General features: G+C 41.0%; 27 protein-coding genes and 2 pseudogenes. 23 read left to right on the forward strand and 6 right to left on the reverse strand.

What is annotated here, in order from left to right; translation table 11 throughout:
* Positions 1 to 3 precede the first annotated feature (3 nt).
* Together BWD121_RS04175 and BWD121_RS04180 are read right to left on the reverse strand one after the other, a co-directional pair.
* The gene (locus tag BWD121_RS04175) at positions 4 to 300 is read right to left on the reverse strand and encodes a HigA family addiction module antitoxin (protein ID WP_078663502.1); all 297 of its coding nucleotides are present in this window, start codon (positions 298 to 300) and stop codon (positions 4 to 6) included.
* Between the two features lie 16 nt (positions 301 to 316).
* Positions 317 to 598 carry a type II toxin-antitoxin system RelE/ParE family toxin gene (locus BWD121_RS04180; protein ID WP_010703922.1) on the reverse strand — a complete coding sequence of 94 codons (282 nt, stop codon included), beginning with the start codon at positions 596 to 598 and terminating at the stop codon, positions 317 to 319.
* Between the two features lie 91 nt (positions 599 to 689).
* Here BWD121_RS04180 and BWD121_RS04185 point away from each other — a divergent pair, with 91 nt between their 5' ends.
* The 9 genes and pseudogenes from BWD121_RS04185 to BWD121_RS04225 all read left to right on the forward strand — a co-directional run bounded on the left by BWD121_RS04185 (position 690) and on the right by BWD121_RS04225 (position 8,043).
* The gene (locus tag BWD121_RS04185; protein ID WP_078663503.1) at positions 690 to 1,259 is read left to right on the forward strand and encodes a hypothetical protein; all 570 of its coding nucleotides are present in this window, start codon (positions 690 to 692) and stop codon (positions 1,257 to 1,259) included.
* Positions 1,252 to 3,159, forward strand: a complete 1,908-nt coding sequence (locus BWD121_RS04190; RefSeq protein ID WP_078663504.1) for a phage terminase large subunit family protein — start codon at positions 1,252 to 1,254, stop codon at positions 3,157 to 3,159. The genes BWD121_RS04185 and BWD121_RS04190 overlap by 8 nt, the downstream gene beginning before the upstream one ends.
* 3 nt (positions 3,160 to 3,162) lie before the next feature.
* The gene (locus BWD121_RS04195) at positions 3,163 to 3,420 is read left to right on the forward strand and encodes a hypothetical protein (RefSeq protein WP_078663505.1); all 258 of its coding nucleotides are present in this window, start codon (positions 3,163 to 3,165) and stop codon (positions 3,418 to 3,420) included.
* Positions 3,420 to 4,928 carry a phage portal protein gene (locus BWD121_RS04200; protein WP_078663506.1) on the forward strand — a complete coding sequence of 503 codons (1,509 nt, stop codon included), beginning with the start codon at positions 3,420 to 3,422 and terminating at the stop codon, positions 4,926 to 4,928. Before BWD121_RS04195 ends, BWD121_RS04200 begins: the two co-directional genes overlap by 1 nt.
* Positions 4,918 to 5,772 (forward strand): annotated as a pseudogene (locus BWD121_RS04205) (S49 family peptidase); the annotation flags it as partial. The gene BWD121_RS04200 and the pseudogene BWD121_RS04205, both read left to right, overlap by 11 nt.
* 41 nt (positions 5,773 to 5,813) lie before the next feature.
* Entirely contained in the window at positions 5,814 to 6,245 is a 432-nt protein-coding gene (locus BWD121_RS08465; protein WP_240536693.1) for a hypothetical protein, read from the forward strand.
* Positions 6,242 to 6,607 carry a head decoration protein gene (locus BWD121_RS04215; RefSeq protein WP_078663507.1) on the forward strand — a complete coding sequence of 122 codons (366 nt, stop codon included), beginning with the start codon at positions 6,242 to 6,244 and terminating at the stop codon, positions 6,605 to 6,607. Before BWD121_RS08465 ends, BWD121_RS04215 begins: the two co-directional genes overlap by 4 nt.
* Before the next feature lie 13 nt (positions 6,608 to 6,620).
* Positions 6,621 to 7,697: a major capsid protein gene (locus BWD121_RS04220; protein ID WP_078663508.1), complete on the forward strand. Its 1,077-nt coding sequence runs from the start codon at positions 6,621 to 6,623 to the stop codon at positions 7,695 to 7,697.
* Position 7,698: 1 nt separating this feature from the next.
* A complete protein-coding gene (locus tag BWD121_RS04225; protein WP_078663509.1) occupies positions 7,699 to 8,043 on the forward strand; it encodes a hypothetical protein in 345 nt (114 codons plus the stop codon).
* Between the two features lie 79 nt (positions 8,044 to 8,122).
* Here BWD121_RS04225 and BWD121_RS04230 read toward each other — a convergent pair whose 3' ends face one another.
* Together BWD121_RS04230 and BWD121_RS04235 are read right to left on the reverse strand one after the other, a co-directional pair.
* Positions 8,123 to 8,428 (reverse strand): BrnA antitoxin family protein, encoded by a 306-nt coding sequence (locus BWD121_RS04230; RefSeq protein WP_010704182.1) that lies wholly within the window; start codon positions 8,426 to 8,428, stop codon positions 8,123 to 8,125.
* Entirely contained in the window at positions 8,406 to 8,672 is a 267-nt protein-coding gene (locus BWD121_RS04235) for a BrnT family toxin (protein WP_078663510.1), read from the reverse strand. The genes BWD121_RS04230 and BWD121_RS04235 overlap by 23 nt, the downstream gene beginning before the upstream one ends.
* A gap of 328 nt (positions 8,673 to 9,000) precedes the next feature.
* Between BWD121_RS04235 and BWD121_RS04240 the strand changes: the two are divergent.
* The 9 genes and pseudogenes from BWD121_RS04240 to BWD121_RS04280 all read left to right on the forward strand — a co-directional run bounded on the left by BWD121_RS04240 (position 9,001) and on the right by BWD121_RS04280 (position 18,876).
* Positions 9,001 to 9,532: pseudogene (locus BWD121_RS04240) on the forward strand (hypothetical protein).
* Positions 9,516 to 10,253 (forward strand): phage baseplate assembly protein V, encoded by a 738-nt coding sequence (locus BWD121_RS04245; RefSeq protein ID WP_078663265.1) that lies wholly within the window; start codon positions 9,516 to 9,518, stop codon positions 10,251 to 10,253. Before BWD121_RS04240 ends, BWD121_RS04245 begins: the two are co-directional and overlap by 17 nt.
* 8 nt (positions 10,254 to 10,261) lie before the next feature.
* Positions 10,262 to 10,591, forward strand: a complete 330-nt coding sequence (locus tag BWD121_RS04250; protein ID WP_240536685.1) for a GPW/gp25 family protein — start codon at positions 10,262 to 10,264, stop codon at positions 10,589 to 10,591.
* Complete coding sequence (locus BWD121_RS04255; protein WP_078663267.1) at positions 10,588 to 11,412, forward strand: baseplate J/gp47 family protein; 825 nt, start codon at positions 10,588 to 10,590, stop codon at positions 11,410 to 11,412. Before BWD121_RS04250 ends, BWD121_RS04255 begins: the two co-directional genes overlap by 4 nt.
* Positions 11,413 to 11,414: 2 nt before the next feature.
* The gene (locus BWD121_RS04260; RefSeq protein ID WP_078663268.1) at positions 11,415 to 12,686 is read left to right on the forward strand and encodes a phage tail protein; all 1,272 of its coding nucleotides are present in this window, start codon (positions 11,415 to 11,417) and stop codon (positions 12,684 to 12,686) included.
* Between the two features lies 1 nt (position 12,687).
* Positions 12,688 to 15,846, forward strand: a complete 3,159-nt coding sequence (locus tag BWD121_RS04265) for a DUF4815 domain-containing protein (RefSeq protein WP_078663269.1) — start codon at positions 12,688 to 12,690, stop codon at positions 15,844 to 15,846.
* Between the two features lie 13 nt (positions 15,847 to 15,859).
* Positions 15,860 to 17,254, forward strand: coding sequence for a Bgr_08870 family protein (locus tag BWD121_RS04270; protein ID WP_078663511.1), 1,395 nt, complete (start codon positions 15,860 to 15,862; stop codon positions 17,252 to 17,254).
* 44 nt (positions 17,255 to 17,298) lie between these two features.
* Positions 17,299 to 18,648, forward strand: a complete 1,350-nt coding sequence (locus BWD121_RS04275; protein WP_240536686.1) for a Bgr_08870 family protein — start codon at positions 17,299 to 17,301, stop codon at positions 18,646 to 18,648.
* A 30-nt stretch (positions 18,649 to 18,678) separates the two neighbouring features.
* Positions 18,679 to 18,876, forward strand: a complete 198-nt coding sequence (locus BWD121_RS04280) for a hypothetical protein (RefSeq protein WP_078663513.1) — start codon at positions 18,679 to 18,681, stop codon at positions 18,874 to 18,876.
* A gap of 23 nt (positions 18,877 to 18,899) precedes the next feature.
* Here the strand turns inward: BWD121_RS04280 and BWD121_RS04285 are convergent, their stop codons facing one another.
* Positions 18,900 to 19,256, reverse strand: a complete 357-nt coding sequence (locus tag BWD121_RS04285; RefSeq protein ID WP_078663514.1) for a transcriptional regulator — start codon at positions 19,254 to 19,256, stop codon at positions 18,900 to 18,902.
* 2 nt (positions 19,257 to 19,258) lie between these two features.
* Entirely contained in the window at positions 19,259 to 19,567 is a 309-nt protein-coding gene (locus BWD121_RS04290; RefSeq protein ID WP_197684863.1) for a type II toxin-antitoxin system HigB family toxin, read from the reverse strand.
* A 136-nt stretch (positions 19,568 to 19,703) separates the two neighbouring features.
* Between BWD121_RS04290 and BWD121_RS04295 the strand changes: the two genes are divergently transcribed.
* The 5 genes from BWD121_RS04295 to BWD121_RS04315 are packed head-to-tail and all read left to right on the forward strand — an operon-like array spanning position 19,704 to position 24,098.
* Positions 19,704 to 21,095 (forward strand): phage tail sheath C-terminal domain-containing protein, encoded by a 1,392-nt coding sequence (locus tag BWD121_RS04295; RefSeq protein ID WP_078663515.1) that lies wholly within the window; start codon positions 19,704 to 19,706, stop codon positions 21,093 to 21,095.
* Positions 21,095 to 21,601: a phage major tail tube protein gene (locus BWD121_RS04300; RefSeq protein ID WP_078663516.1), complete on the forward strand. Its 507-nt coding sequence runs from the start codon at positions 21,095 to 21,097 to the stop codon at positions 21,599 to 21,601. The genes BWD121_RS04295 and BWD121_RS04300 overlap by 1 nt, the downstream gene beginning before the upstream one ends.
* A 1-nt stretch (position 21,602) precedes the next feature.
* Positions 21,603 to 21,866, forward strand: a complete 264-nt coding sequence (locus BWD121_RS04305; protein ID WP_078663517.1) for a phage tail assembly protein — start codon at positions 21,603 to 21,605, stop codon at positions 21,864 to 21,866.
* Between the two features lie 23 nt (positions 21,867 to 21,889).
* Complete coding sequence (locus tag BWD121_RS04310; RefSeq protein ID WP_078663518.1) at positions 21,890 to 22,006, forward strand: GpE family phage tail protein; 117 nt, start codon at positions 21,890 to 21,892, stop codon at positions 22,004 to 22,006.
* Positions 21,999 to 24,098 carry a phage tail tape measure protein gene (locus tag BWD121_RS04315; protein ID WP_078663519.1) on the forward strand — a complete coding sequence of 700 codons (2,100 nt, stop codon included), beginning with the start codon at positions 21,999 to 22,001 and terminating at the stop codon, positions 24,096 to 24,098. Before BWD121_RS04310 ends, BWD121_RS04315 begins: the two co-directional genes overlap by 8 nt.
* Positions 24,099 to 24,103: the final 5 nt, after the last annotated feature.

Genomic DNA, 24,103 nt, shown 5'->3' on the forward strand with positions numbered 1-24,103 from the left:
TTTCTAAGCCATTTGTTTAAATTTATCTATTTTAGCAAATTCGTCAGCTTTTTCAGTTTGTAGTACATTAACATCGTAAGCAGCTTGCATGTTAAGCCAAAACTCAGCTGTGGTATCAAAAAAATAGGCCAATCTTAGCGCTGTATCAGGAGTTATAGGGCTATTTTCAGCAACAATACGCTCTATCCGGGTACGTGGAACATTTAATGCTTTAGCAAGAGCATAAGTAGAAAGGGCATATTCTTTTAAATATTCCTCCCGTAGAATTTCTCCGGGATGGATCGCTATGTAATTTTTCATCTCAAACTCCTACAGATCAATGATAATCTACAATTTCAACTTTATAAGCACCATTAGAACGCCACTCAAAACAAATACGAAATTGGTCATTGATACGGATAGAATATTGACCACGGCGATCACCTTTCAATGCTTCTAAGCGATTTCCCGGGGGGCTACGTAGATCTTTAAGATTAGCTGCTTTATCGAGCATAAATAATTTTCTTTGAGCCATGCGCATCAAGGCCACCGGAAAACCTTTTGGTAGCTTACCTTCTAGAAGGTCCTTACATCGTTTATCCGCAAAGTTTTCAATCACCAAATTACTTTCATTTATTAGTTTATGTATCGTGATATGATACCAATTTAAAAGAAAAAATCAATAAAAAACATTCAATCACGGAAAAATTATGAATAAAAAGAATAGACAAGGACTGTCGGCTCGAGCGTTTGCGAAGAAGATGGGCGTTTATCCTAATGCGGTTATTGCCCGTTTTAAGACGGGGAAGTTTGATGAAGCGCTTTATGATGACGGTTCTATCAATGAAAAATTAGCCACAGCTTTATGGAATGAGAATCCCACCAAGCAAGCCTATATTGTAGGCGATGATGGAAAGCCTCGCACAAAGACAAAGCAGGCTTCTATAGAAGGGGCTAATGAACACAAGATAAAACTCCAGAGAATGCAAATTGCACTTGAAAGTGAAACGATTGATCTTGAGCAGAAAAAAGAAACAACACTTGACCGTGAAAAAGTAAGGAGGGAAGCACGTAATTTTGGAAGAGCTTATCGTGATATCATGCTGCATTTTCCTCATCGTTACGGTGCCCGTATTGCAGCAAAGGTTGAGTGTAATGCCGCAAGTCTGATTGGTGCCATTGATCACTATATCCGAGAAGCTTTGCAGGAGATCATAAAAGTTCCGGTTCCTTTCCATGATCAAGACACTCCCGATCATAAGGAGGAAAAGAATGACTGATACAGGAGAAGGTTTTTTTTATTTTCATGCCAGTCAAGCATGTCAACCAGATCCCCCTTACACAGTTTCACAATGGGCAGATAAAAACCGTTATTTGAGTACAGTAGCCAGTGCTGAACCTGGATTATGGAGAACTAAACGTACCCCTTATTTACGGGAAATCATGGACAATCTTTCCTCTTACGTACCCGTTGAAAAAACAGTGGTGATGAAAGGTGCACAGATTGATATGTCAGAGGCTGGCTTGAACTTTTGTGGTTATGCTATTCACCATAGTCCTGGTCCTGTTCTTTATGTGATGCCTACAGTTGAGATGGCAAAGAAAGTATCTAAGACCCGTCTTGACCCTATGATTAAGGCCAGCCCTGCATTAAGCGAACGTATCTCTCCTGCCCGCGCTAGGGATAGTGGGAATACAATGTTTTCGAAAGAATTTGATGGTGGGGTATTAATGCTTACAGGAGCCAATAGTGCTGCTGGCTTGCGATCAATGCCTATTCGTTATTTGGTTCTTGATGAAGTTGATGGCTATCCATTGAATGTTGATGGAGAAGGAGATCCTGTCAATCTTGCTGAAGCACGTACTGCAACTTTTATTCAACGCAAGATTTTTAAATTATCAACACCAACTCATCGTGACACAAGTCGTATAGCTAAAGATTTTGTTTTAGGAGATCAGAGATATTACAATGTACCTTGTGATGGATGTGGCACGCTTCAACCTATTGTCTGGTCACAAATTAAATGGCCAAAAGGGGCTCCTGAACAGGCTGTATTTGTTTGTGCGCATTGCGGTCATGAGCATGCTGAACACCGTAAGGAAGATTTACTGTCTGAAGAAAGGGGAGCTTGTTGGATACCAACACAAGAGCCAATTAAACCTCGTTTGCGCTCTTACCATATTTCAGCACTCTATTCACCTTGGATGACATGGGGAGAGTGTGCTCTCAAGTTCTTAGAATCTAAAGATGACCCCGCACTTTTACAGACTTTTGTTAACATCATTCTAGGTGAACCATGGGAAGATAAATCAGGAGAAGTCATTGATCCAGATAGCCTGTATGCCCAACGTGAAGACTATCCTCTTGCCCCTGCCAAAGCAGTCCTTCTCACAGCAGGCATTGATGTACAAAATGATCGCTTAGAGCTTGAAGTTGTAGGTTGGGGACGTGGTGAGGAAAGTTGGAACATTGATTATCAAGTTCTGCCGGGTGACCCCTCTTCTCTAGACGTTTGGGATCAGTTGGATGAGTATCTTCAAAAACGATGGCCCCATCCTGGTTTCAAAGACGGAATAAAGATAGCAGCAGCTTGTATTGATACAGGGGGTAACCATACACAAGACGTTTACAATTATGTGCGTCCTCGTGAAGGAAAGCGTATCTGGGGCATTAAAGGACACGCAGGATCACGCCCTGTATGGCCACGTCGCCCCAGTAAAAACAACAAAGGACAGATTAATTTATATATCGTTGGTGTTGATTCAGCAAAAGATACCATCACAAGGCGCTTTAAAAAATCAGGTCCTGAAGCATCAGGAGCTGGTGCAACGCACTTTCATAAAAACCTTGATAGAGAATATTTTGAGCAGCTGACTGCTGAAAAAAAGGTCATCAAATATTTTAAAGGCCATCAACGGATAGAATGGCATAAAAGTGAAACAGCAAGAAACGAGGCTCTCGATTGTAGGGTTTATGCTTACGCTGCCTTACAGGGTCTGATTTTAGCAGGTCTCAATCTTAATAAAGAAGTCGACATCTTAGAAGAGCGCTTGAAAAGACTTGAAAATGTTGAAACCCCTTCAACAGCTTCACACTACCCAAAAAGACTGAGACCAAAACCTCAAAAGCAACTTATCAGAACATCGATCAGCGCCTACATGCAAGGCAATAGGGAGTAATCTATGTACGAAAAATCAAAGCAAATAAACTGGAAATACGAAAGACTTGCACAGCTTAAAAAACGACGAGAACAATTGGAAAATGCTCTTTATTCAGGTGCACAGTCTGTGCGCCACGGCGATAAGCAAGTCAATCATCGTTCGACTGAAGATATACGCAAAGCCCTTACAATGTTGGCCGATGAAATAGCTCTTCTTGAAGGGTACAAACCTTTATATCCTTTCCATCCTTTTTATCTTAGGGCATCACGAGGCTATTAATGACATCTTCTCTTATACATCAAATCAATCATAACCCCCATTTTGAAGCAGCAAGTCGTAGCCGTCGATTAAATGGGTTTGATCCTGCAAAAAAACACATCAATAAAGCCATTGAAGAATGTGGTGATACAATTGTTGCTCGTTCAAGATGGCTCTATGACAATGAACCCCTTTACGGATCTGCAACGGAAGAATGGGTCTCAGCAGCAGTAGGTGATGGAATTAAGCCTTATCCTAGAATTGAAGGGTTTCAGGAAGAAAAGAAAAAGCTTCTTGATCTTTGGTGGCAATGGGTCGATGAGGCTGATTATGATGAAGATGCTAATTTTTATGGTCTTCAAGCAACAATTGCTCGTGAGGTTTTTTTAACCGGTGAGTGTTTTGTAAGGCTACATTATATCGACTTTTATGAGCGCTCACGTGTACCTCTTCAATTGCAAATTTACCCTTCAGAAATGCTGGACTTAACCTACAACGGACCAGCAGACACTGAAGGCCACACCATTCGTATGGGAATTGAATTTAATGCAAAGGGCAAGCGTGTTGCTTATCATTTTTGGAAGCGTCACCCTTACGATGATCATCAGGTAACTCAGCTATTTACAGATCAAGAACGCGTTAGAGTCCCTGCTGAATTGGTTATTCATATCAAAGATCGCCGCACTGCAGGACAACTACGTGGATGCCCCAAAGTTACGCGCTGTATGACAAAACTCTTTCAACTTGAATGTTATGACGATGCAGAAATTGAGAGAAAAAGAACCGCTGCTCTTTTTGCTGTCTTTATCACAGGGTCAGAATCTGGTGAGATGGCACCAGACAATCATGATGAAAATCAATCCGAACCTCCCTCACAAAAACTTCCCGACTTGCCAATGACGCCAGGATCGATCAATGTCGTGGATGGCAACAGACAAATTACATTCTCTAACCCTGTGGAAGTTGGAGGCTCTTATGAGGCCTTTCAATATCGCAATAATTTAAAAATTGCAGCAGCTTTAAATATACCTTACGCCATTGTCACAGGTGATGTCACACGAGGGAACTTTTCTAATGTGCGCACGTCCATTATTCAGTTTAGACGCCACATCAAACAATGGCGTGAAAATATCATTGCTTTTCAATTCAATCGCGTTGTTTGGGAACGTTTTGTTCAATTTGCCGTGCTTGCTGGGTGTGTTGAATTACCAGGATGGGAAGAAAATCCCTTACCATGGATCCAATGTGAAAGCTTTGCACCCCCACTTGAGATGATTGATCCCAATAAAGACATCTCAGCTGAAAAAGAAGAAATCCGAGCAGGTCTAAAAACACGACGTATGGCACTTGCTGAGCGTAGTTTTGATATTGATACCATTCATGCAGAGTTGGAAGAAGAGCAAAAAGACGCAAAAGCACGGGGATTATCATTCGATACAGATGGTGAAGATTCTTCTACTGGTTTGAGTAACGTTGACGAACCGGATGAAAGTGATCTCGACAATAAAGTGCATGAAGATGAAGAATAATATTGATATGCCATTTTTGGTCTCACGACTTTTTAATGTACCGCATATGCTTGTCCCTACAAAGTTTGATGTCATTCTCAATGCTATGACACCACGCCTTTTTGAGGGGAGTAAATTTCCAGTTGGAGCATTTTCCCAAGAGGATCCCCTCTTTCAAGCTCCCCCAGAGACTTATGTGGTTAAAAATCATGTGGCTATTCTTCCGGTTCATGGCACACTTGTACGTCGTGGTGCATGGCTTAGTGCAGCATCAGGATTAACTTCTTACAATGGTTTGCAAGCCTCTTTTCAAGAAGCCATTGAGCAACCTGATGTTCATGCAATTCTATTGGATATTGATAGTGGTGGTGGCGAAGCAGGTGGTGTTTTTGATTTAGTTGACGAATTTCGTGCGCTTTCACAACAATATAACAAACCCATTTGGGCACATGCTAATGAAGTGGCGTGTTCAGCAGCTTATGCCATTGCTTGTGCGGCTTCTCAAATCTGGGTTGCACGCACAGGAATTGTTGGATCCATTGGAGTTGTATGCGCTCACCTTGATCAGTCGCGTGCTGATGAAATGGACGGATATAAATGGACTTTTGTCTATGAAGGGGATCACAAAGTTCACGGAAATCCTCATGAGCCACTGCCTGATAAAGCCCTTGAAAAGATGCAAGCAGATTGTGCGCTTTTCTACGACATGTTTGTCAATTTAGTTGCACAAAACAGATCTATGAGTGTTCAAGCGATCCGCGACACGAAAGCAGAGACATTTATAGGCACCCAGGCTGTAGAGCTTGGGTTAGCAGATGCGCAAGGCACATTTGCACAAGCTTTGGAAGCTCTAACCGCTTCCATTCAATAATCCTGAATATGAAATCAAACAAAGGAATTAAATATATGGTGAATCTATTACGGACAAGATATCGCGCCAAAGATGATGGTGAGCTTTCCACACAATTGCCTGCAGGAGAGGAAAGCGAAAAGATTGAAGTTTCTGCAGAAGTAAGCGCTGTCGACATTGGTATTAACGCTGAAGTCTTTAATGAAGATAAGGATGCAGGTATTCAAGCGGCACTTGAACAAGAAAGAAAGCGTGCTCAGAGCTTTATGACTCTGGAAAAGCAAGCTCAGCGTCTAGGTGTTTCTTTTAATGCCGCACAAGCTATTCAAGATGGTATGAGCTTAGAGGAAGCAAAGAGCATTATTCTAGCTAATGCTACATCACAAAGCGAATCCTTAGTTGTATCGCCTTATGCACCCCATCCGGAAGGAAATACTCAGGCAAATATTTATGCAAAATGGGACAAAGTTTGGAGGGCAATACAATGAGTAAAGTTTTTTATGAAGGTCCTCATGATAGTGCTTATCTTGGGCGTTACAACCCTGACATGTCAAACGAGGAAGTCATCTTTGCAAAAGGATCTGAAATCGCAGCAGGAACCGTTATGGGGCTCGTGACAACAACGGGCAAATATGTGCCGTTTAACCCTGATGCATCAGATGGCAGTGAAATTCCAGCGGGCATTTCTTATGCCAATGTTGATGTCTCACAAAGCGATCAACGAGCAACGATTACAGTGCGTTTATGCACGGTAAAAGCATCTGAACTGATATGGCCTGACAAAATTGATGAAGAGAAAAAGCAAGCAGCCATTCAGATCTTAGAAAAAAACAACGTTCTATTGCGATAGGAGACATACAAATATGGATATAAGTTTTTTTAATCACAATGCTTTCTCAATGGTGACAATGATGAAAGCAATTGAAAATTATGCGTTTAAACCTGATCTGATTGGCTCACTTAACCTTTTTGAGGAAGTTGAGACAAACAAGACAACGGTTGGAATTGAGAGACGTGACAACAAATTATCACTCATTCCAACGAGTAAACGCGGCGCACCTTTAATAGAAGCTGATAGAGATAGTCGCAACGTTCGGTTTTTTCCAACAATACGTATTGCTAAAAGCGACACAATAAAGGCGGAAGAAATTCAAGACCGCCGAGAGTTTGGTACAGAAGACCAGCTTGAAACAGCGATGAAATTTATCGCTAAAAGGCAAAAGAATCTGATTGGGGAAATTGAACTGACCTGGGAAAATATGCAGCTTGGAGCTATTCAAGGTATTGTTCTCGATGCTGATGGATCAGTGCTTTATGATTGGTATAAGGAATGGGGGATCACACCACCAGAGCCTATTGATTTTAAACTAAATGAGGACACAACCGATGTTTCTTATATGGTTAATCAAATTCGCATCAAGATGGTTAAAGCTTCAGGCAATACATTTTCCACTCGTTCACGAATTATTGGGTTTTGTGGAGATGAATTCTTTTTCAAGTTAAAAAATCACAAAACAATTCGTGAAACTTATCTCAACACATCTTTAGCACAAACATTAAATAGTACAGCAGGTATCGCAACGCCTGGAGCTATTGAATTAGGAAGCTTTGGAAGTTTTGATTTTGCTGGTGCGACGTTTGTTAATTACTGCAACATTCATGATTATAATATGAATACTAAATCCAAGACAAAACGAAGCATAGGTATTAAGCCTGATGAATGTCAATTTGTTCCTGTTAATGTGCCTGGTGTATTCCAAAAAACATTTGCTCCGGGTGAAAGTTGGAAGGTTGTTAATACAGTCGGTAAACCTCTTTATCCTACACTTGTTATAGATCGCGATAATGACGCGTGGGTGAGAGCTGAAGTATACAGTTATCCACTCTTCATTTGCGCGCGTCCTGAAATGCTTTTCAAAGCAACAGTGAAAGCACAATAAAATGCAATGGCACGGGCTGCTCAGTCAAATGATAGAAGATGTACGTGACACTTTTGGGCAGCCCATTATCTATACACAAAAGAAAACAGGACAATCTTTTCATATCACAGCGATTTATAGCATTAAGCATGCAGAGCAAGAAGCTGGGGGAAGAATCAAAACAACAATCCCAAGGAAAGAACTTGATGTCTGTATCGATGATATTGGAGACATGCTTCCTGAACTAGGAGATCATATTGTTTTGCTTGCTTCCCAGGAGAATTTTTCTGTCGCAAATGTGCAAGCGTCGGAATCCAATATGTACAAGCTTATCCTGCGTGAGGAATCTGTATTTAATGTGAAGTAAAATATTTTTATTACTCTCTCATCTTCACAGGTGGAGAGATAATTAACATTGTGGTTTAATTCCTTTTTTGCGTTTGGTTTTAGCAACCACTTGCTTTTGTTAAGATTTCACCCATACGCGTACGCCAGTTTTTACCTTGTTCCTTAAAAGAGGCAATAACTTTGGGGTCAAGACGTAGAGTAATCGCTTGTTTGGGAGATTTAACTGGTGGGCGTCCACGCTTACGACGCTCTTCTGTTACATATTTAAAGAAGGAGGTAGGTAAAATTTCTTTAGCTGGTTTTAAGCGTGCAAGCTCTTCGTCTGTAAGTGGTGGCGAATCCACTGCATCCCAATCTTCTTTTGTGTAGCCACATCCTTCTTTAAAGGTTTTTTTGATAGTCATTAAAAACCTCTCTTTCTTTCTTATTTGCTTGACGAAAACTGATAATAGACATTGCTTCAATACCCAGTTTTGCAAAAATAATAACTGCTGTGTTATCAGCAAAATGTCCAATAGCTTTCATGCGGTTTGAATGTATTGCATCAATAAAGGCGTGCTCCCAGTCAAAATAAATAACATCTGCAAAATCAAGCTTATGTTTATCAATGTTCGAAACTCTTTTTGGTTCATCCCACACTATCTTCATATATTTTATGTACACTTAAAATATGATATCGTCAACAAAAAAGTGTACTTTAATTCATATAGAGCTATAAAGAAAAGAATTACAGCTTCGAAGAGATACATCTATTCGAACCACAGTCAATGCCCATGACTTACATGTCTTTTCAGAAATGAAATCTGAATTTAGAAACTGAATTAAAAATCGTATTGAACAGTATTTTAATGAAAAAAAACTTTATAACTACGGTAAATTTTTACCGGAGTGGAGAAACAAAAAACTACCACCTTACTTAACCAACTATTTACATAGAGTAGTGAATTTTTCATTTGACAATATAACAGGAGTTAAGATGCATCCACGAGATACATTAAGAGAGACGTTTGTTGAGTTGATTAAGGTTGGCAAGACAGCGGCTGGTGATGAAGTTTACAATATGCGAAACTTTAATTTCTCTACTGGAGATCACCCGTTCATTAATGTGTCGACCCCAAACGAAACGATAGAAGATGGGCACGATTATGGGGCAAGACGACGTATTTTAACGGTTGATGTTGAATGCTATGACACAAGAGACAATGGAGCACGTTTTGTTGATCAATTAGCCTGGGAAATAGAAACGATTTTCCATAGCAACCCCAGTCTCAACAACACAGTTGAAAACTGTCGTTTACAAAACATAGCCATGGCCTTTGGTGATAATGGCTCCTTAGCATTGCATGGTTCCATTTTAACCTTTGAAGTCACTTATGTAACCAATATCCCTCCTGAAGAAGAAGGCGCTGTCTTTTTTGAACCTTGTGTAGGCTTTGATCCCGATACAGGGCCTAACAATGAGGATAAATATCAAACCACTGGAAATTCCCCATGTTAGAGCGGCGTGATAGCGAAATCACAGATTTAAAAAGGCGTGTGGCCAATATGGTTATGGTGGGCAAGATTAGCCACGTTGATCATAAAAACGCACGCTATCGTGTTCAAAGCGGTCATATTGTAAGTGATTGGATTCCAGATACACAGGCCCGTGCAGGAAAAACTCGTTCCTATGAAGGACGTGATGTGGGTGAGCAAGTTATTGTCCTTTCCACATCAGGTGATTTATCACAAGGGATGATTATTGGCTCTATTCATACAGATGCCAATCAAGCAGCTGATAAGGGCAATATCCATACAACCATATACCCTGATGGCACAACGGTTGAATATGACGATGAGACAAGCACTTACTCATTGACGATTAAGTCAGAAGGCAAATTCATTTTAACGATATCCGACGGCGTTTCCATGAAAGGTGAAGGAGGTGAATTAGAAATCACCGCTCCAGAGGGCATAAAGATTATTTCAGAAAGTGATATGACTTTAAAAGCAGATGGAAACATGACACTGGAGGCAGAGGGAGATGTTTCTATCAAATCAAGTGATGGGGTTTCTCTTGAGTCAGGCAGTCATATGTCCCTTAAATCAAGTAGTGGCACCTCTCTCAAAGCGGGTGGTGAGGTGTCTGTTAAATCAAGTGGGTTAAAGCATAATAGTGTTAACGTCGGAAGTGGCCATAAACACCCTGGTGTTACATCTGGTAATGCTATGACGGGAGGCCCCATTTGAGTGTAGGAATGAATTGTCAGACAGGCAAATCCATGGTCGGAGTTGATCACTTGCGTCAGTCCATCATAGATATTTTAACGACACGGATAGGAACACGGGTTATGCGTCGTGATTATGGATCACGTGTTCTTGATCTGATTGATGATCCAGTCAATGAAACCTTTAAGGTTGCCATTTATGCAGCTGTTGCAGAGGCTTTAGATAGATGGGAGCCTCGTTTAAAGCTTCAACAAGTGAATTTAACTTCTGTTGAACCGGGAAAAGTTTCCATGTTTTTTGAAGGAATTTACATCCCTTCAGGAAAGCCAATCACTATGGAAGGATTGCAGATAGGATGAATGAGGATTTCATAAAACCAGAAATCATTCCAGAGCTTTCTATTGAAGAAATACGTGCTGCTTGTCTTGAGAGTTTAAAACAGCTTTTACCCAATTACACACCTTTGGAAAGTGATCCAGCGGTTAAAATCATTGAGGTTGCAAGTTACAGAGAGTTTTTATTAAGGCAGCGTATTAATGAGGCTGCACGCAACACTGTTCTTGATTTTGCAAAGGGGGAAGCTCTTGATGCTTTGGGTGAGTGGCATGGTGTTGAACGCTTAGAAGGTGAAAGCGATGACAACTATCGTGAACGCATTAAGCTTCGTGTACGGGCTGGTAAAGGGGGTGGAACAGAGCCTTATTATAGGTATTTCGCCTTATCAGCAGATAATCGTGTGAAGGATGCGGTCATTTATCGAAAAGGAAGAAATCCTACCATTCACGTGGCTATTTTTGGCAAGAATGAGCAAGGAACAGCGAGTGAGGAATTATTACAAAGAGTCAAAGAAGTGCTGACGGATAAAAGTGTGATTATGACCAATGATACCATTGAAGTTCACGCTGCAGTGACAAAGGTTTTAGATTTAGAAGCAGATGTTTGGCTCTTACCTGAAATCTCTTTAGAGATCTTAACCCAAATGGAAGCAAATTTACGGGCAGCTTGGAAGAAAGAGCAAGCCCTTGGTCGTGAGTTGAGTTCATCATGGTGGATTTCAAAACTGATGATCCCTGGTGTGCAAAAAGTCATTGCTGTTAACCCAACAAATGATATTGCCGTCTCCAGTGAAGAGGTTTTAGCCATTGGTAAAGTAACACTCAATTTCAAAGGGCGTCTATAGTAATGCTTGGGTGCTTACTTCCAACAAATACAACACAATTTGAAAAGCGCCTTGCCGATGCTTGTGACTTTCATAAAGACATTGAAGATTCAATCAATTTTATCTCTCGTGCAAAGCTTGATATCATAGACCCAAGCTTCTTGCCATGGTTGGTTGAAGAATATGGGCTTGGAGAACTAACATCTTATGTTCCGGATTTCTCTGTTTTGCTTGAAACGGGACCGGAATGGCAGCGGGTACGTGGATCTTTAGCGGCTATTGATAAAGGGCTTGAATGGTTAGATCTGAATGCACATTTCGTAGGAGCATGGCCAGAGCGAAAATGGTGGAATTCATTCCAGCTTTATTTTGATCAATTGCCTGATACAGACAAACTTAAAGCTATTGAAGGGATCGTTAAGCTTTCTGAATGTTTGCGCTCTGATCTTTGGCGTGGTATTCATGGTTATGACGCTCCCATTGTAGAAGGGAATATATCTCGCTTAGATGACAGCATGTTTGACTCTCAAAGTGGTGTGTGCGTGACAGAAAGCGGCACAGTATTTTCCTTTGGGCGTTCTAAAGAAATAAGCCTCACTTTAACTGAAGAAGACGGAAAGTTCATTGGCAATTGGATTGATGATCAAGAAGAGCTCGTTTGGGAAGGTTTAGATTATCCATGGGATAGAGCAAATTTCCCTTGGGAGTCAGCGCAAATAAGTGAGCATGATGTATTGATAGCATCTCAGTTTAAGGATCGTTCCCTTTATAATGAAAATGATGAACTTATTGACAATTGGATTGATGATGAGAATGAGGAGTTCAGTTGGAAAAGTTTAGATTATCCATGGGATGAAGCAAATGTTCCTTGGGTATCAGATCAAAAAAATGGGCGCGATATATTGATGGCGAATTGGTTTAAAGATCGCACCCTTTATCTGGCTTTAAGAGATAACAATAATAAGCTGATTGGTTATCGAAGATGTAACATTGTCCAGCAAGTGACAAGAGTTTCAGATGGAGTTTACAGTTATTCAGGTCATCGCTTTACACCCTTTATAAAGGGTACAAAAGTTTTGCTTGCAGCACGAACACAGTTTGATGATATCAACGATAAACAAGCAGCGTTTGTTTCCGTTTTCGTGCATGCGGCTCCTGCAAAACATATCTCGCCTGGCAAACTATGGTTAGAGCCTGATGAGCTTATTGATGGCGTGGAGATTCTCAAAACCCCTGTCTCTCTATCTTTACGTAAAGACGTTCGTGAACAATTCAAAATTTTATTGAGGTTTTAATATGGAGCATGAAAGCGGTTTGCCGTTTGCAATTGACCGATCTGTAGGCAAAGACGAACAACAAAGCGTCGTATTCTATGGAGAACGCCCCTTTATTCAAAGCGCAGAACTCAATGAAGTTCAAACCATTATTCGTGGCCGTCATGATCGTTTAGGAAGACTTGTGGCCAAAGAAGGTGACCGTATTGAGCGTGCCGATGCTTTCGTTGATCAAAGCACTCAAAAAGTCACTTTGACAGAAGGGAAAATCTTTATCGCAGGGGATATTTTCCCTGTAGCAGAAACCGTTTTAAACAATGTCCCCATGCTTGGACGTGTAGAGATCGGTGTGAAACTCCAAAAACAATGGATAACCCATGAAGATGATCCACAGTTATTAGGTCAAATTCCAGGCACATTGGCAGAAGGTGAACCAGGAGCAGCAAGGGAAACAGCAAAGCTTGTATGGGCTTTACAAAATGACAAACAAGAAGGTGTTTTCTTCCCCGTCTATATCTTACAAGATGGCACTTTGATTGATCAGAAGCCCCCTTCATTGTTAGAGCCTGCCTTGCAAGCTATTGCAACTTATGACCGTGCTCATGGGCATTATATTGTCAATGGTTGTCGGGTGACAGCCTTAGGACAAAATGATGGCAAACAAATATTTAGTATAGAAGAAGGCGAAGCCAATATTAATGGCTTTAAGCATAAACGCCTTGCTGCTTTAAGGCATGAAGAGCCAGAAGACTACTGTGAAGGTATAGTGCCAAGTGAAACACATCTCTTTACATCCAAGAAAGCCAAGGCAACTAAATCGGAGAAGACAAGCTTTACGTTTGAAACTTATTATTTTCCCATCGCAACTGTTCACTCTATTTTACTCACAAAAGAAAAGACCACTAATGTCACCCGCGGTGGCGTAGCCTCAGGGCGTGATGGAGTTCCCGATAAAAGTGTTGTCAGTTTTGTGAAAGTCGTTCAAGGGGATAAGGAATTTAAAGAAGGTGTAGACTTTAAAAAGACTGGTGATACGATTGACTGGTCTTTATCTGGTGATGAGCCTAAACCAGGTAGCACTTATGAGGTCACCTATCATTATCGTGCAAAGGTGGATGCTGATAAGGTCACAGCGCGGGAAATTACTGTTTCAGATGGTGCTGAAGGTGGAGATATTATTGTCAGTTACACCTACAAACTCCCTCGTATTGACCGCATAGGCTTAAATGCTCAAGGTGGAGTGGTTTACATTCAGGGGATTTCAGCAGACAATCCCATAGCACCTAGTGTTCCTGATGATATCTTATCGCTTGCAACGATCACAAATAATTGGCTTGATTATCCACGTGTCGATAATAATGGCACACGTGTTGCCCCTTATGCTGAAATGTGGCGCTATTTTAACCGTGTTCTTGACCTTGATCGGTTGTTACAGCTTGAAAAGATTAAGAGCAATGTTGATTCAAAAGAACCTGTCTCTAAAAAAGGGATGATTGCCGATCCTTTTCTTGATGACAGTCTTCGTGATGAAGGAATCGAGCAAACAGGTGCCATAGGTCATGGCTTGTTACGCCTTGCCATTGAGCCTACATTTTACTACGCTTCCTTAAATGAGCCTGTTACCCTTGATTGGGAGAATGAAGTCATCATTGCGCAAGAATTGATGACTGCTTGCGAGAAAATCAATCCTTATCAAAACTTTGACCCATTGCCAGGCACACTCGCTCTCACCCCTGCAACGGACTTCTGGCGTGTTCAGCGTACAGATTGGCTTTCAGGTGTGACCAATGAATTGTCGATGGGCAGCCGTCCTGGGGGTGGTCGTACTACAGAAACGAAGGATGAACTGGTCAGCACACATCAAGAGCAAATTGATTTCTTAAGACAAATTGATCTCAACTTTAAGATTGAAGGCTTTGGTAAAGGAGAGATTTTAGAAAGTCTGACATTTGATGGCGTTAATGTTTTACCAAAAGAGACACTTACTGCCAATCCTCAAGGCATTATTGAAGGGAAATTTAAAATTCCCAAAGACATCACAGCAGGAACAAAGAACGTCATTGCTGTTGGTACAGGAAAAACAACGGCTACAGGCCTTTTCACAGGGCAAGGTGTGATTGATGTGCAGGTTATGCGGCGTGTGACAACAGTGCGTGTATGGAAGAAATCTGATCCGCAAGCACAAGTCTTTACGCCTGATGAAACGCGGCAAATAACAGGTATTGATTTCCATATTTGCAAGATTGGTAATCGTGCTCATGATTTGATGATTGATCTTGTTACAACAGACAATGGCTATCCTACATCTGACATTCAAGCACAAGCTCTTTATTCAATGAAAGAGGCTGAAACGGGATGGGCTGCAGCACGTTATAGTGTTCCATTAACTGTGCTTAATGATCGTTTAACCGCCTTTGTCATTAAAACAGATGATGGCGATCATTCTGTTTCATTAGCAAAACTTGGAGATTTTGACGAAGAAAACCAAAGATATGTTTCTAGCCATCCTTATATCACAGGTCCTCGTTTTTCTTCTGTGAATGCGCAAACATGGACAGCTCATCAAGATGAAGCCTTAGCATTTCGTGTACTTGCTGCTCGTTATACACAAACAGAAAAAACTGTCGATTTAGGTGAGTTTGATCTTAAAGAATGTTCTGATTTGCAGGTGCGTGCAGCGATTGAATTGCCTTCCAGTGAATGTTCTGTCATCTTTGAAATTGAACGCAACAACGGTACAATTTATCAACTCTTACCGTTCCAATTGCTGAGTTTAACGGAATATATCAGTGAAAAAGTCCAGTTACGTGCCATTTTAAAAGGGACCGGGAAGCTATCGCCAGTGTTGTTTGCTCCCATTGAATTGATCGCGGGCAAGATTAGAAAAGAAGCAACCTATGTCACACGTGCTTTTTCCTTTGGAGAAAAGTCGAGACTAACCAGTTATATTAAAACTTTTTTACCAGGCGGTTCGACTTTCAAAATGGAGCTGCAACTGGATGATGGTGATTTCACTTCCCTAAAATTAGAAGAAACAGAACAACTCGCACAGCCACTTTGGACGGAACGTAAATTTGTCAGTGAAGATAAGACAGCTGGGCAAGCGCGTTTGAGACTGACATTAACTGGCGGTCCTGCTGCACGTTCTATGGCAAGTGATTTTGGTGCGGGAATTATGTGACAGGAGTAATATCATGGCGAAAACAGAGAAGTTAGGAATGGAATTACCTCAAGAAGGTCGTTTTATCAGCGCTGAATTTCCTCTTTTACGTAAAAACCTGATTATCATTGACCAAGCCGTTTCTGATCTGGATGAAAAAGTGGATGAGAAGGCTCCTTCACAGCATACTCATGAGATGAGTGAAGTCAGTGGACTTGAAGATGCACTCAGTGGAAAGATGGAGGTAGATAAGACCTTTGCCTTGGTTGATTTAACTGATATCCAAGGTGCCAACGATGCAGCTGAAAATCATGTTTTGTATAAATCAGGTGAGGATCGCTTTGCCTTTGGCACTGCTCTCTCGCTCTTAGGCGAACACCAGCATACCATTGAAGATATCACAGGTCTTGAAGAGTATGTAGAAAGCGTCAATGTAGATTTGAAAGATTATGGGTGTTTGTCTGGTGAAAATGCGTGGGAAGATACCAATGTTTTCAAAGGTAAAGTCAGTGTTGAAAAGGACATTGAATTAACTGAAACCTCTTCTTTAACTTTGAAACAAAGTGATAAAGTGGTGACACAGTTAAATGCAACTGGAAGTTTGCTTAAAGGGCCTCTTAAGGTTGATGGCAAACCCGTTTACACCAAACCGCAAGCGGATAAAGCTATATCGGAAGAAATAGAAAAACTAAAACAGTCTTTGACTGATGAGAACTCGAGTTGCTCTGTTGTCATCAATAAGCTCGTTCATTGGCCTAAGCGTGCTGATGCCGAGTTACTTTACACACAAAGTGGGAAGATTAAGTGGCCAGATTGGATAACCGATGAAGCCGTGGTTGAAATCCAAGCGTGGGGCGGCGGCGGTTCTGGTGGGGGAGCTGGTCAGATACATTTGGGCGGCGGTGGCGGTGGAGGAGGATGCTCAGTATGGTATGGCCATAAATCAAGTTTGAATGAGCATGAAGACTTCATCATTGGTAAAGGTGGAGCTTCTGTAAAAGATAAAAATACGTCAGGCAATCCTGGTGGAAAAACAACTGTTGGAAAGAATCTTATCGTAGCCACAGGCGGCGGTGGGGGGTGGGGAGCTTCTGACACTAGTTCAGGACAAGGTGGTGTTGGAGGAGAAGGAAAAACCGTTACTGAATTAATGGACGGTCGTCCAGATCTTGCCAAAAGTGGCAATGGTAGCTCGGGAACGAAAGGCAATGCTAGATTTAAAAGTGGCTTTGGTGGTGATGCTGGAGGGGATACATCAAGAGGCGGCTGTGGAGGGACTGGCAGGGGGCACTTTATTTCAGGTAAACCAGGTCGTGGATTTGGTGGTGGCGGTGCTGGATCGCATTATCAAAATAATCCCAGTGGCAATGGAGCTAATGGTGCTGTTCTTATAAGAATATGGAAGAAACCATATGAAAAAGATCAGTGATCTAAATTATAAAGCTTTCAGTACTTTAATGCGACAGGAATAATATGATGGCGAAAACAAATAAGTTGGCAATGGAATTACCCTTAGAAGGTCGTTTTATTAGTGTTGAATTTCCTATTACACGTGAAGATTTGATAATAATTGATCAGGCGGTTTCTGATCTTGACGAAAAAACAGATGGTAAGGTGCCTTTACAGCACACTCATGAGATGAGTGAAGTCAGTGAGCTTGAAGAAGCATTAAGTGGCAAGATGGCAACAGATAAAACATTTGCTTTGGTTGATTTGACTGATGTCGAAGGTGCCAACGATGCACCTGAAAATCATGTTTTATATAAATCAAGTGAGGATTGCTTTGTCTTTGGTGATCCGACATCACTCTTCCACCCGCACCAACATGAAGCTGAAGATATTACAGATCTTGAGAAATATATAGCAACTGTCAATGTAGATCTGAAAGATTATGGATGTTTATCGGGTAAAAACGAATGGGAAAATACCAATGTTTTTAAAGGTAAGATCAACATTGAAGAAGGTGTTGAATTAGCTGAAACCTCTTTTTTAACTGTAAAGCAGAAAGATAAAGTGGTGACAAATTTAAGCACAACTGGAAGCTTGCTTAAAGGACCTCTCAAGATTGATGATGAACCCATTTATACTAAATCGCAATTGGATGAAGCTATGTCAAAAGAAATCGAAAAACTGAAACAATCTTTGACTGATGAAAATACAAGTTGCTCTAAGCTTGCTGATGCGGAATTACTTATTACACAAAGTGAGAAAATTAAATGGCCAGATTGGGCAACTGATGAAACCAAAGTTGAGATCCAAGCATGGGGCGGCGGCGGCGGTAGTGCAAAGAACAATGATTATCCGGGTGGCGGTGGCGGTGGTAGTGGCTGCGTAGTGTGGTATGGCTATAAGTCAAGTTTAAATGGACATCACGATATCATCATTGGTAGTGGGGGACATGATGGTGGTGGATCAGGCTATGGTGGTAATTCTGGAGGACACACAATTATAGGCAATAATTTTATTGCCGTCGCAGGTGGTGGCGGTGGTGGGCCCGGTGTTGAACAGAAGGTAGGAAACAGTGGCTACGGGAGTAGAGGAGATAACTTTGGTTTGGTAACTGATGAACATCCCGGTCTTGTCAGAGCTTGTAATGGTTATGCCGGAGGGCATGGAGAATATAAACAAAGAAGTGGCTTTGGTGGCAATGCAGGCAATGCGATAAAAGGGGTTACTGGAGCACAGGGAGGTGGTTTAGGTAACCTTATCTCAGGAGTTGGAGGTGCAGGTTATGGTGGTGGTGGTAGTGGTGCTCGTGGAGCTCAAGATGCTGGCGGTAAGGGAGCTAATGGTGCTGTCCTTATAAGACTATGGAAGAATTAACGTCCTAAAGATTTTTACAAAGGAGTTTTTATGCAATATGCAGTTGTTGAAAATGGTATGGTAACTAATATTATTGTTGCACCAGAGGATTATGTTTATCCGTTTGAAGGGGAAGCTATTGCTTCAAATGAAGCACAAATCGGTTGGATTTATAAAGATGGACAGTTCTCTCCTCCCCTTGATGAGGAAGGAAGCGTTTTAGAGACATCTGTAGAGTCTGTGAAGTAAATCGTATGAAAGAATAATTTCACCTAGGCTATAAGACTTTCAAGAGGAATATTAAATTGTTGGTGCAAATTTTTAATCATACGCAGTGTTAATTTCCTTTTGCCATTTAATATTTCATAAACACGATTTAAACGGCCAATTGCAGGAACTAAATCTTTAGCACTTAAACCCATCTGCTCCATTCTAAATTTAATGGCTTCAATTGGATGAGGAGGAGAAACAGGAAAATGTTCCGCTTCATAAGCCTCAATTAACAAAACAAGGATCTCCATTTTATCAAATTCTGGAGTATTCATTTCAGGTTGATTGTCAAACATTGCAGATACAATTTCTAATGTTTTTTGATAATCTTCTTCAGTGCGAATGGGTTTAATATTCATTGCTAAAACTCCTTTAATTCTACAGTATTGGCATCAATAGTATCGTATTGTTTATGTGTTCCTATGAACTTTATATAAAGCCAACCTGCTGGATAAAAGATTGATACAATTAAGCGATAGTCATTGCCTTTAATATTAAAAACAACACGATTATTTTTTAGTATGCTCGCGCTTTTATATTTCTCTTTAATATCATGAGGAAAACGCCACTGCGCATTTTTTGCTTCATCTACCCACGCTTTTAAAGGTTGCTCAGCATCAGGATGTTGCACCCAAAAAGTTTGAAGTGTGGAAACTTTAATAATCTTCATAAGGATATCCTGACTTTTTATTTAGAATAGTACCGTTTTGGGACTAAATCAAGATCTTTTAGTAATTTCCCTAAGGCCAAATAGATTTATTTGGCCTTTATTTTTTATCAGCCAATCATTTAAAGGAGCACCAAGAATGGCATCAGGATTTTTACATGGGGTTGAAGTCATCGAGAACGACGATGGCACACGCCCTATTGCGCCAATTCAGTCGGCAATTATAGGCATTGTAGGTACAGCACCCAATGCAGATGAAGAGGTCTTTCCTCTTAATACACCGGTTTTAATATCAGGATCTCTTTCTAAGGCAGCTAAACTCGATAAATACAACAGAAGTGAAGGGACACTGCCCAATGCTGTTGATCTGATTTTCAAACAAGCAGGTGCCATTGTTGTTGTGGTGCGCGTAGAAGAAAGCAAAGATGAAAACGGAACATTGATGAATGTTTTAGGTGGTGTCAATGCCAATGGCGCTTACGAAGGTGTCCATGCTTTAATAGGAGCACAATCCATCGTTGGGCAAACGCCACGTATTCTAATTGCTCCTGGTTTTACTCATAAACGCCCTACTGGCGTAGATCGGATAAAAGTCACAAACCAAGGCAGTGGTTACACTGAAGCTACTGTTACAATAGAAGGCAATGCCAAAGCAACAGCCAGTACTAATGAAGGAAGAGTATACGGCGCTTGGGTTAAAGAGAGTGGCAGTGGTTATGAAAAAGCACCTCGTGTAACCATTGAAGGTGATGGAAAAGGCGCCACAGCCGAAGCCTTCATCAAAAAAATGTCTAATCCTGTAGCAGCAGAACTGATTGGTATTGCTGAGCGTTTACGTGCTATTGTGGTGATTGATGGACCAAACACAACGGATGAAAAAGCAATTGAAGCCAGCAGAGATTTCGGTTCCAAGCGTGCTATCATAGCTGATCCATTTGTAAGCATTTTGCATAATGGAAAGATTTCACAAGAACCAGCAAGTTCAGTAGTTGCTGGTATTATTGCTAAAACAGATTTCACTCACGGTTTTTGGCACTCCCCTTCAAACAAAGTAATCAATGGCATTAGTGGCACAGCGCGACCCATTGATTTTGCTATTGGTGACAGTTCTAGTCGTGCTAATCTGCTTAATGAAAAGAATATAACAACAATCATTCGCGAAAACGGTTATCGCTTATGGGGTAATCGTACGCTTTCATCAGATCCAAAGTTCGCTTTTATATCCGTAGTGAGAACTGCAGATATGATCAATGATGCCATTTTACGTGGGCATATGTGGGCAGTCGATCGAAACATCACAAAAACTTATCTGAGCGATGTGAGTGAAAGCGTCAATGCTTATTTACGTGACTTGAAAGCACAAGGCGCCATCATTGGAGGGCGTTGTTATCCCGATCTAGAGCTTAATACACCAAGCGCCATTGAAAGCGGAAAAGTCTATTTCAATGTCGAATTCCAACCAACCACGCCAGCAGAACGTATTACGTTCCGTTCGCGTATTGTCAATGACTATATAGAGGAGATCCTTTAATGATTGCACCTAAATTACCAAGAACTTTGAAGCATTTTAACATTTATATTGATGGGATTCCCTATAGAGAAAAATGTGACAGTATTACTTTACCAAGTTTAAATCTCGTTGTTGAAAGTTTTCGTGCAGGTGGCATGGATGTTCCTGTTGGAATCGAAATGGGAATGGAAGAGCTCACGCTTTCTATGACTATTGCAGATTGTTCTGACCAACTTCTAGGTCTTTTGGGCAAAGAAAATATTGATATTTCTCTGCGTGGTGCAATTAAAGCACAGGGTTCAGGAGCAGAAGGAATTGTAATCTCCATGCGTGGATTTTGCAAAGGCTATGAATATGGCCAATGGCAGCCTGGCGCTAAGGTTGCCACAACGATCAATTATACACTGAATTATTTCAAATATGTCCAAAATGACAAGGAAATCGTTGAGATTGATGCTTACAACATGGTGAGAAAATTCAATGGCGTTGATCAATTAAAAGAATATAGAGAAATTTTAGGAATGTAAAATGACTACAAAACAAAACTCTACTTATAAATTGATTGCTCCTTTTACACTTGAAGACAAAGATTATACCGAAATCACCTTACGTCACATCAGAACAAAAGACATAAAAGCCACTATGCAAGAGAAAGAAGGCATAGATCAGGTAGCTGCTATGATCGCGCGTCTTTCTGGGTGGTCTTATGATGCTGTTGATGAACTTGACGCTCGTGACCTAAAAGCTATTGGAAAAATTTTGGAGGATTTTACAGAGCGGCGGGGTACCTAACCTGGGAAACCGCCGTTAAACTCATGGCAGATCTTGCTATCGTTTTTCATTGGTCTCTTCCAGATATGATGGAAATGGAAGCTCAAGAGCTCTGGATTTGGCGCAATGAAGCTGCAGAAAGGTATAAGAAAAATGAGTAAAACAGTTGCAGATGCTAAGGTGCGATTGACCCTTGAAGACAAGATAACCGCACCCATTAAACGTATTCAAAAGCGTTTGACGCACTTATCAAATAAATTAAGAGTCCCTCGCCTTATGGCTGCAACACGCAAAATGACAGCAAGCTTAAAAGGGGTCGGCAATGCTCTTGGTACAGTAACCAACCGTGTTTCTATGTTATCAGGAGCATTGGGCCTTGCTGGTGGTGGTCTTGTTGCAAGCTTGACTGCAGTGACTATGAAAACCATGCATATGGGGGATAGTCTTCACCACGCATCGCGCCATTTAGGTATGAGCGTTAAGGATCTTCAGTTATGGGGTGATGCAGCAGATAATTCAGGTTATTCTGCTGAAAAATTCCAACAATCCCTGGCTGTTTTAAACAGGCGTTCAGCACAAGCTTTAGCAGGACAAAAAAGAGGGATTATGGGGTTTCAGGCGCTTGGCATGTCTGTAAAAGATGCGTCTGGAAAGCTTAAATCAAACTCAGACTTGTTGGAAGAAATAACCGACAAAATGAGTAAGATAGACAATCAAGCGCAAAGGCAACATATTGCTGCCTTGCTTTTTGGTGGTGACGGTAAAGAAATGGCTGCCATGCTCTCACAAGGTATGGAACCTATCAAGGAGTTGTTTGAAAAGGCAAAAAAGAGCGGATGGCTTATGGGGGCTGATGTTGCTCACTATGCTGCAGATTTAAGTGATAAGCTCGGGGCTTTTAAGAAAAAACTGGGTGGTGTTGCCACTTTTATTGGGGCACGGTTCATGCCGGTAATCAATGATATGATTGATGCCTTTTCAAAGCTGATTGATGAAAACCGTGATCTCATTCAAACAACTGTCGCAAATTGGGCGAGGGTTTTAAGAAAAGCTATACAGGATTTATGTGATCCTACTTCTGAATTAAGGCAAAATATCACAAATGTTACAGAAAGTATTAAAGGCTGGTTTAAATGGTTAGAACCACTCACTGGCGAAATAAGCCTCTTTAAAATAGGTCTTGCAGCCCTTGTTTCTTTCATTGTAGGGCCACTTATAGCGGCAATTGCTGCACTTAGTGTGGCCTTTTTTACATTTGGTACAGCCATTATGACCACACCTATTGGATGGATCATTGGTGGTATTGCGGGGCTTATTGCAGCAGGAGTCGCGCTTTATGTTTATTGGGATAAAATCAAGAAATGGTTTAGTGCGCTATTAGATGGAATTGCAGATGCTTTTTATAAATTTGGGGCTATTATCATGCTTCTGCCCGGTGGTTGGATTGTAGGGCTCATTGTGGGAATATATAAGCTTTATAAGCATTGGGAAACGGTCAAAGCCTGGTTTATTTCAGCACTCAATAAGATTTGCGATGCCTTTGTTAAGCTGGGTGACTTCATCATGAAGTATACGCTTATCGGTTATGTAATTAATGGTATTAAGAAGCTTGTTGCAACAGCTGTTTGGCTTTACGAAAATTGGGATGAAGTCATGGCCTCTTGTGGGCGGTTATGGGACTCTCTTGGGGAGACAATTAATCAATTTTTTGATTGGTTTTCTAATCTCAATTTATTTGAAGTCGGTTCCAATCTAATTACGGGACTGTGGGATGGCATTAAAAGTAAATGGAATGCTATGACACAATGGCTTTCTAGTGCGGTGCAAAAATTAATGAGTTGGATGCCTGATTTTGTCAAAGACAAGTTAGGCTTCAACGTTACAGTAAGCAAAAGCACGACCGAGAGTTTAAAGAATCTCACACAAGAGACAACAACATACGCACAAAAGATTATTCATTCAACTGTTGTTCCAAACATCCCTCCTGAGCAACGTGATTACAGAAATGGAGAATATGTTAACGATGGAAGCAAACAACCTTCCGTAGTGGTATTTCAAGCGCCTGAACCGATTATGCCATATAAGGAACATAATAATAAGCCCACTAATTTTGATGCATCTATTAAAACTGGCGATTTAATCATCAATGGGGGCAACGGCTCTCCACAAGAGATCAGTGCTGCTATCAAAAAAGCTCTTGCAGATCAGGCTAGACAGCAACGTTTAGCGATTAACTCAAGTTTTTCGGATTAAGCGTC

The sequence above is a fragment of the Bartonella sp. WD12.1 genome (assembly GCF_002022415.1).
In the GTDB taxonomy this organism is placed as follows: domain Bacteria; phylum Pseudomonadota; class Alphaproteobacteria; order Rhizobiales; family Rhizobiaceae; genus Bartonella.

Coding starts and splice junctions, on each gene's coding strand:
- BWD121_RS04175 (WP_078663502.1), bottom strand. CDS start 300: ATGAAAAATTACATAGCGATCCATCCCGGAGAAATTCTACGGGAGGAA.
- BWD121_RS04185 (WP_078663503.1), top strand. CDS start 690: ATGAATAAAAAGAATAGACAAGGACTGTCGGCTCGAGCGTTTGCGAAG.
- BWD121_RS04190 (WP_078663504.1), top strand. CDS start 1,252: ATGACTGATACAGGAGAAGGTTTTTTTTATTTTCATGCCAGTCAAGCA.
- BWD121_RS04195 (WP_078663505.1), top strand. CDS start 3,163: ATGTACGAAAAATCAAAGCAAATAAACTGGAAATACGAAAGACTTGCA.
- BWD121_RS04200 (WP_078663506.1), top strand. CDS start 3,420: ATGACATCTTCTCTTATACATCAAATCAATCATAACCCCCATTTTGAA.
- BWD121_RS08465 (WP_240536693.1), top strand. CDS start 5,814: ATGGTGAATCTATTACGGACAAGATATCGCGCCAAAGATGATGGTGAG.
- BWD121_RS04215 (WP_078663507.1), top strand. CDS start 6,242: ATGAGTAAAGTTTTTTATGAAGGTCCTCATGATAGTGCTTATCTTGGG.
- BWD121_RS04220 (WP_078663508.1), top strand. CDS start 6,621: ATGGATATAAGTTTTTTTAATCACAATGCTTTCTCAATGGTGACAATG.
- BWD121_RS04225 (WP_078663509.1), top strand. CDS start 7,699: ATGCAATGGCACGGGCTGCTCAGTCAAATGATAGAAGATGTACGTGAC.
- BWD121_RS04230 (WP_010704182.1), bottom strand. CDS start 8,428: ATGACTATCAAAAAAACCTTTAAAGAAGGATGTGGCTACACAAAAGAA.
- BWD121_RS04235 (WP_078663510.1), bottom strand. CDS start 8,672: ATGAAGATAGTGTGGGATGAACCAAAAAGAGTTTCGAACATTGATAAA.
- BWD121_RS04245 (WP_078663265.1), top strand. CDS start 9,516: ATGTTAGAGCGGCGTGATAGCGAAATCACAGATTTAAAAAGGCGTGTG.
- BWD121_RS04250 (WP_240536685.1), top strand. CDS start 10,262: ATGAATTGTCAGACAGGCAAATCCATGGTCGGAGTTGATCACTTGCGT.
- BWD121_RS04255 (WP_078663267.1), top strand. CDS start 10,588: ATGAATGAGGATTTCATAAAACCAGAAATCATTCCAGAGCTTTCTATT.
- BWD121_RS04260 (WP_078663268.1), top strand. CDS start 11,415: ATGCTTGGGTGCTTACTTCCAACAAATACAACACAATTTGAAAAGCGC.
- BWD121_RS04265 (WP_078663269.1), top strand. CDS start 12,688: ATGGAGCATGAAAGCGGTTTGCCGTTTGCAATTGACCGATCTGTAGGC.
- BWD121_RS04270 (WP_078663511.1), top strand. CDS start 15,860: ATGGCGAAAACAGAGAAGTTAGGAATGGAATTACCTCAAGAAGGTCGT.
- BWD121_RS04275 (WP_240536686.1), top strand. CDS start 17,299: ATGATGGCGAAAACAAATAAGTTGGCAATGGAATTACCCTTAGAAGGT.
- BWD121_RS04280 (WP_078663513.1), top strand. CDS start 18,679: ATGCAATATGCAGTTGTTGAAAATGGTATGGTAACTAATATTATTGTT.
- BWD121_RS04285 (WP_078663514.1), bottom strand. CDS start 19,256: ATGAATATTAAACCCATTCGCACTGAAGAAGATTATCAAAAAACATTA.
- BWD121_RS04290 (WP_197684863.1), bottom strand. CDS start 19,567: ATGAAGATTATTAAAGTTTCCACACTTCAAACTTTTTGGGTGCAACAT.
- BWD121_RS04295 (WP_078663515.1), top strand. CDS start 19,704: ATGGCATCAGGATTTTTACATGGGGTTGAAGTCATCGAGAACGACGAT.
- BWD121_RS04300 (WP_078663516.1), top strand. CDS start 21,095: ATGATTGCACCTAAATTACCAAGAACTTTGAAGCATTTTAACATTTAT.
- BWD121_RS04305 (WP_078663517.1), top strand. CDS start 21,603: ATGACTACAAAACAAAACTCTACTTATAAATTGATTGCTCCTTTTACA.
- BWD121_RS04310 (WP_078663518.1), top strand. CDS start 21,890: ATGGCAGATCTTGCTATCGTTTTTCATTGGTCTCTTCCAGATATGATG.
- BWD121_RS04315 (WP_078663519.1), top strand. CDS start 21,999: ATGAGTAAAACAGTTGCAGATGCTAAGGTGCGATTGACCCTTGAAGAC.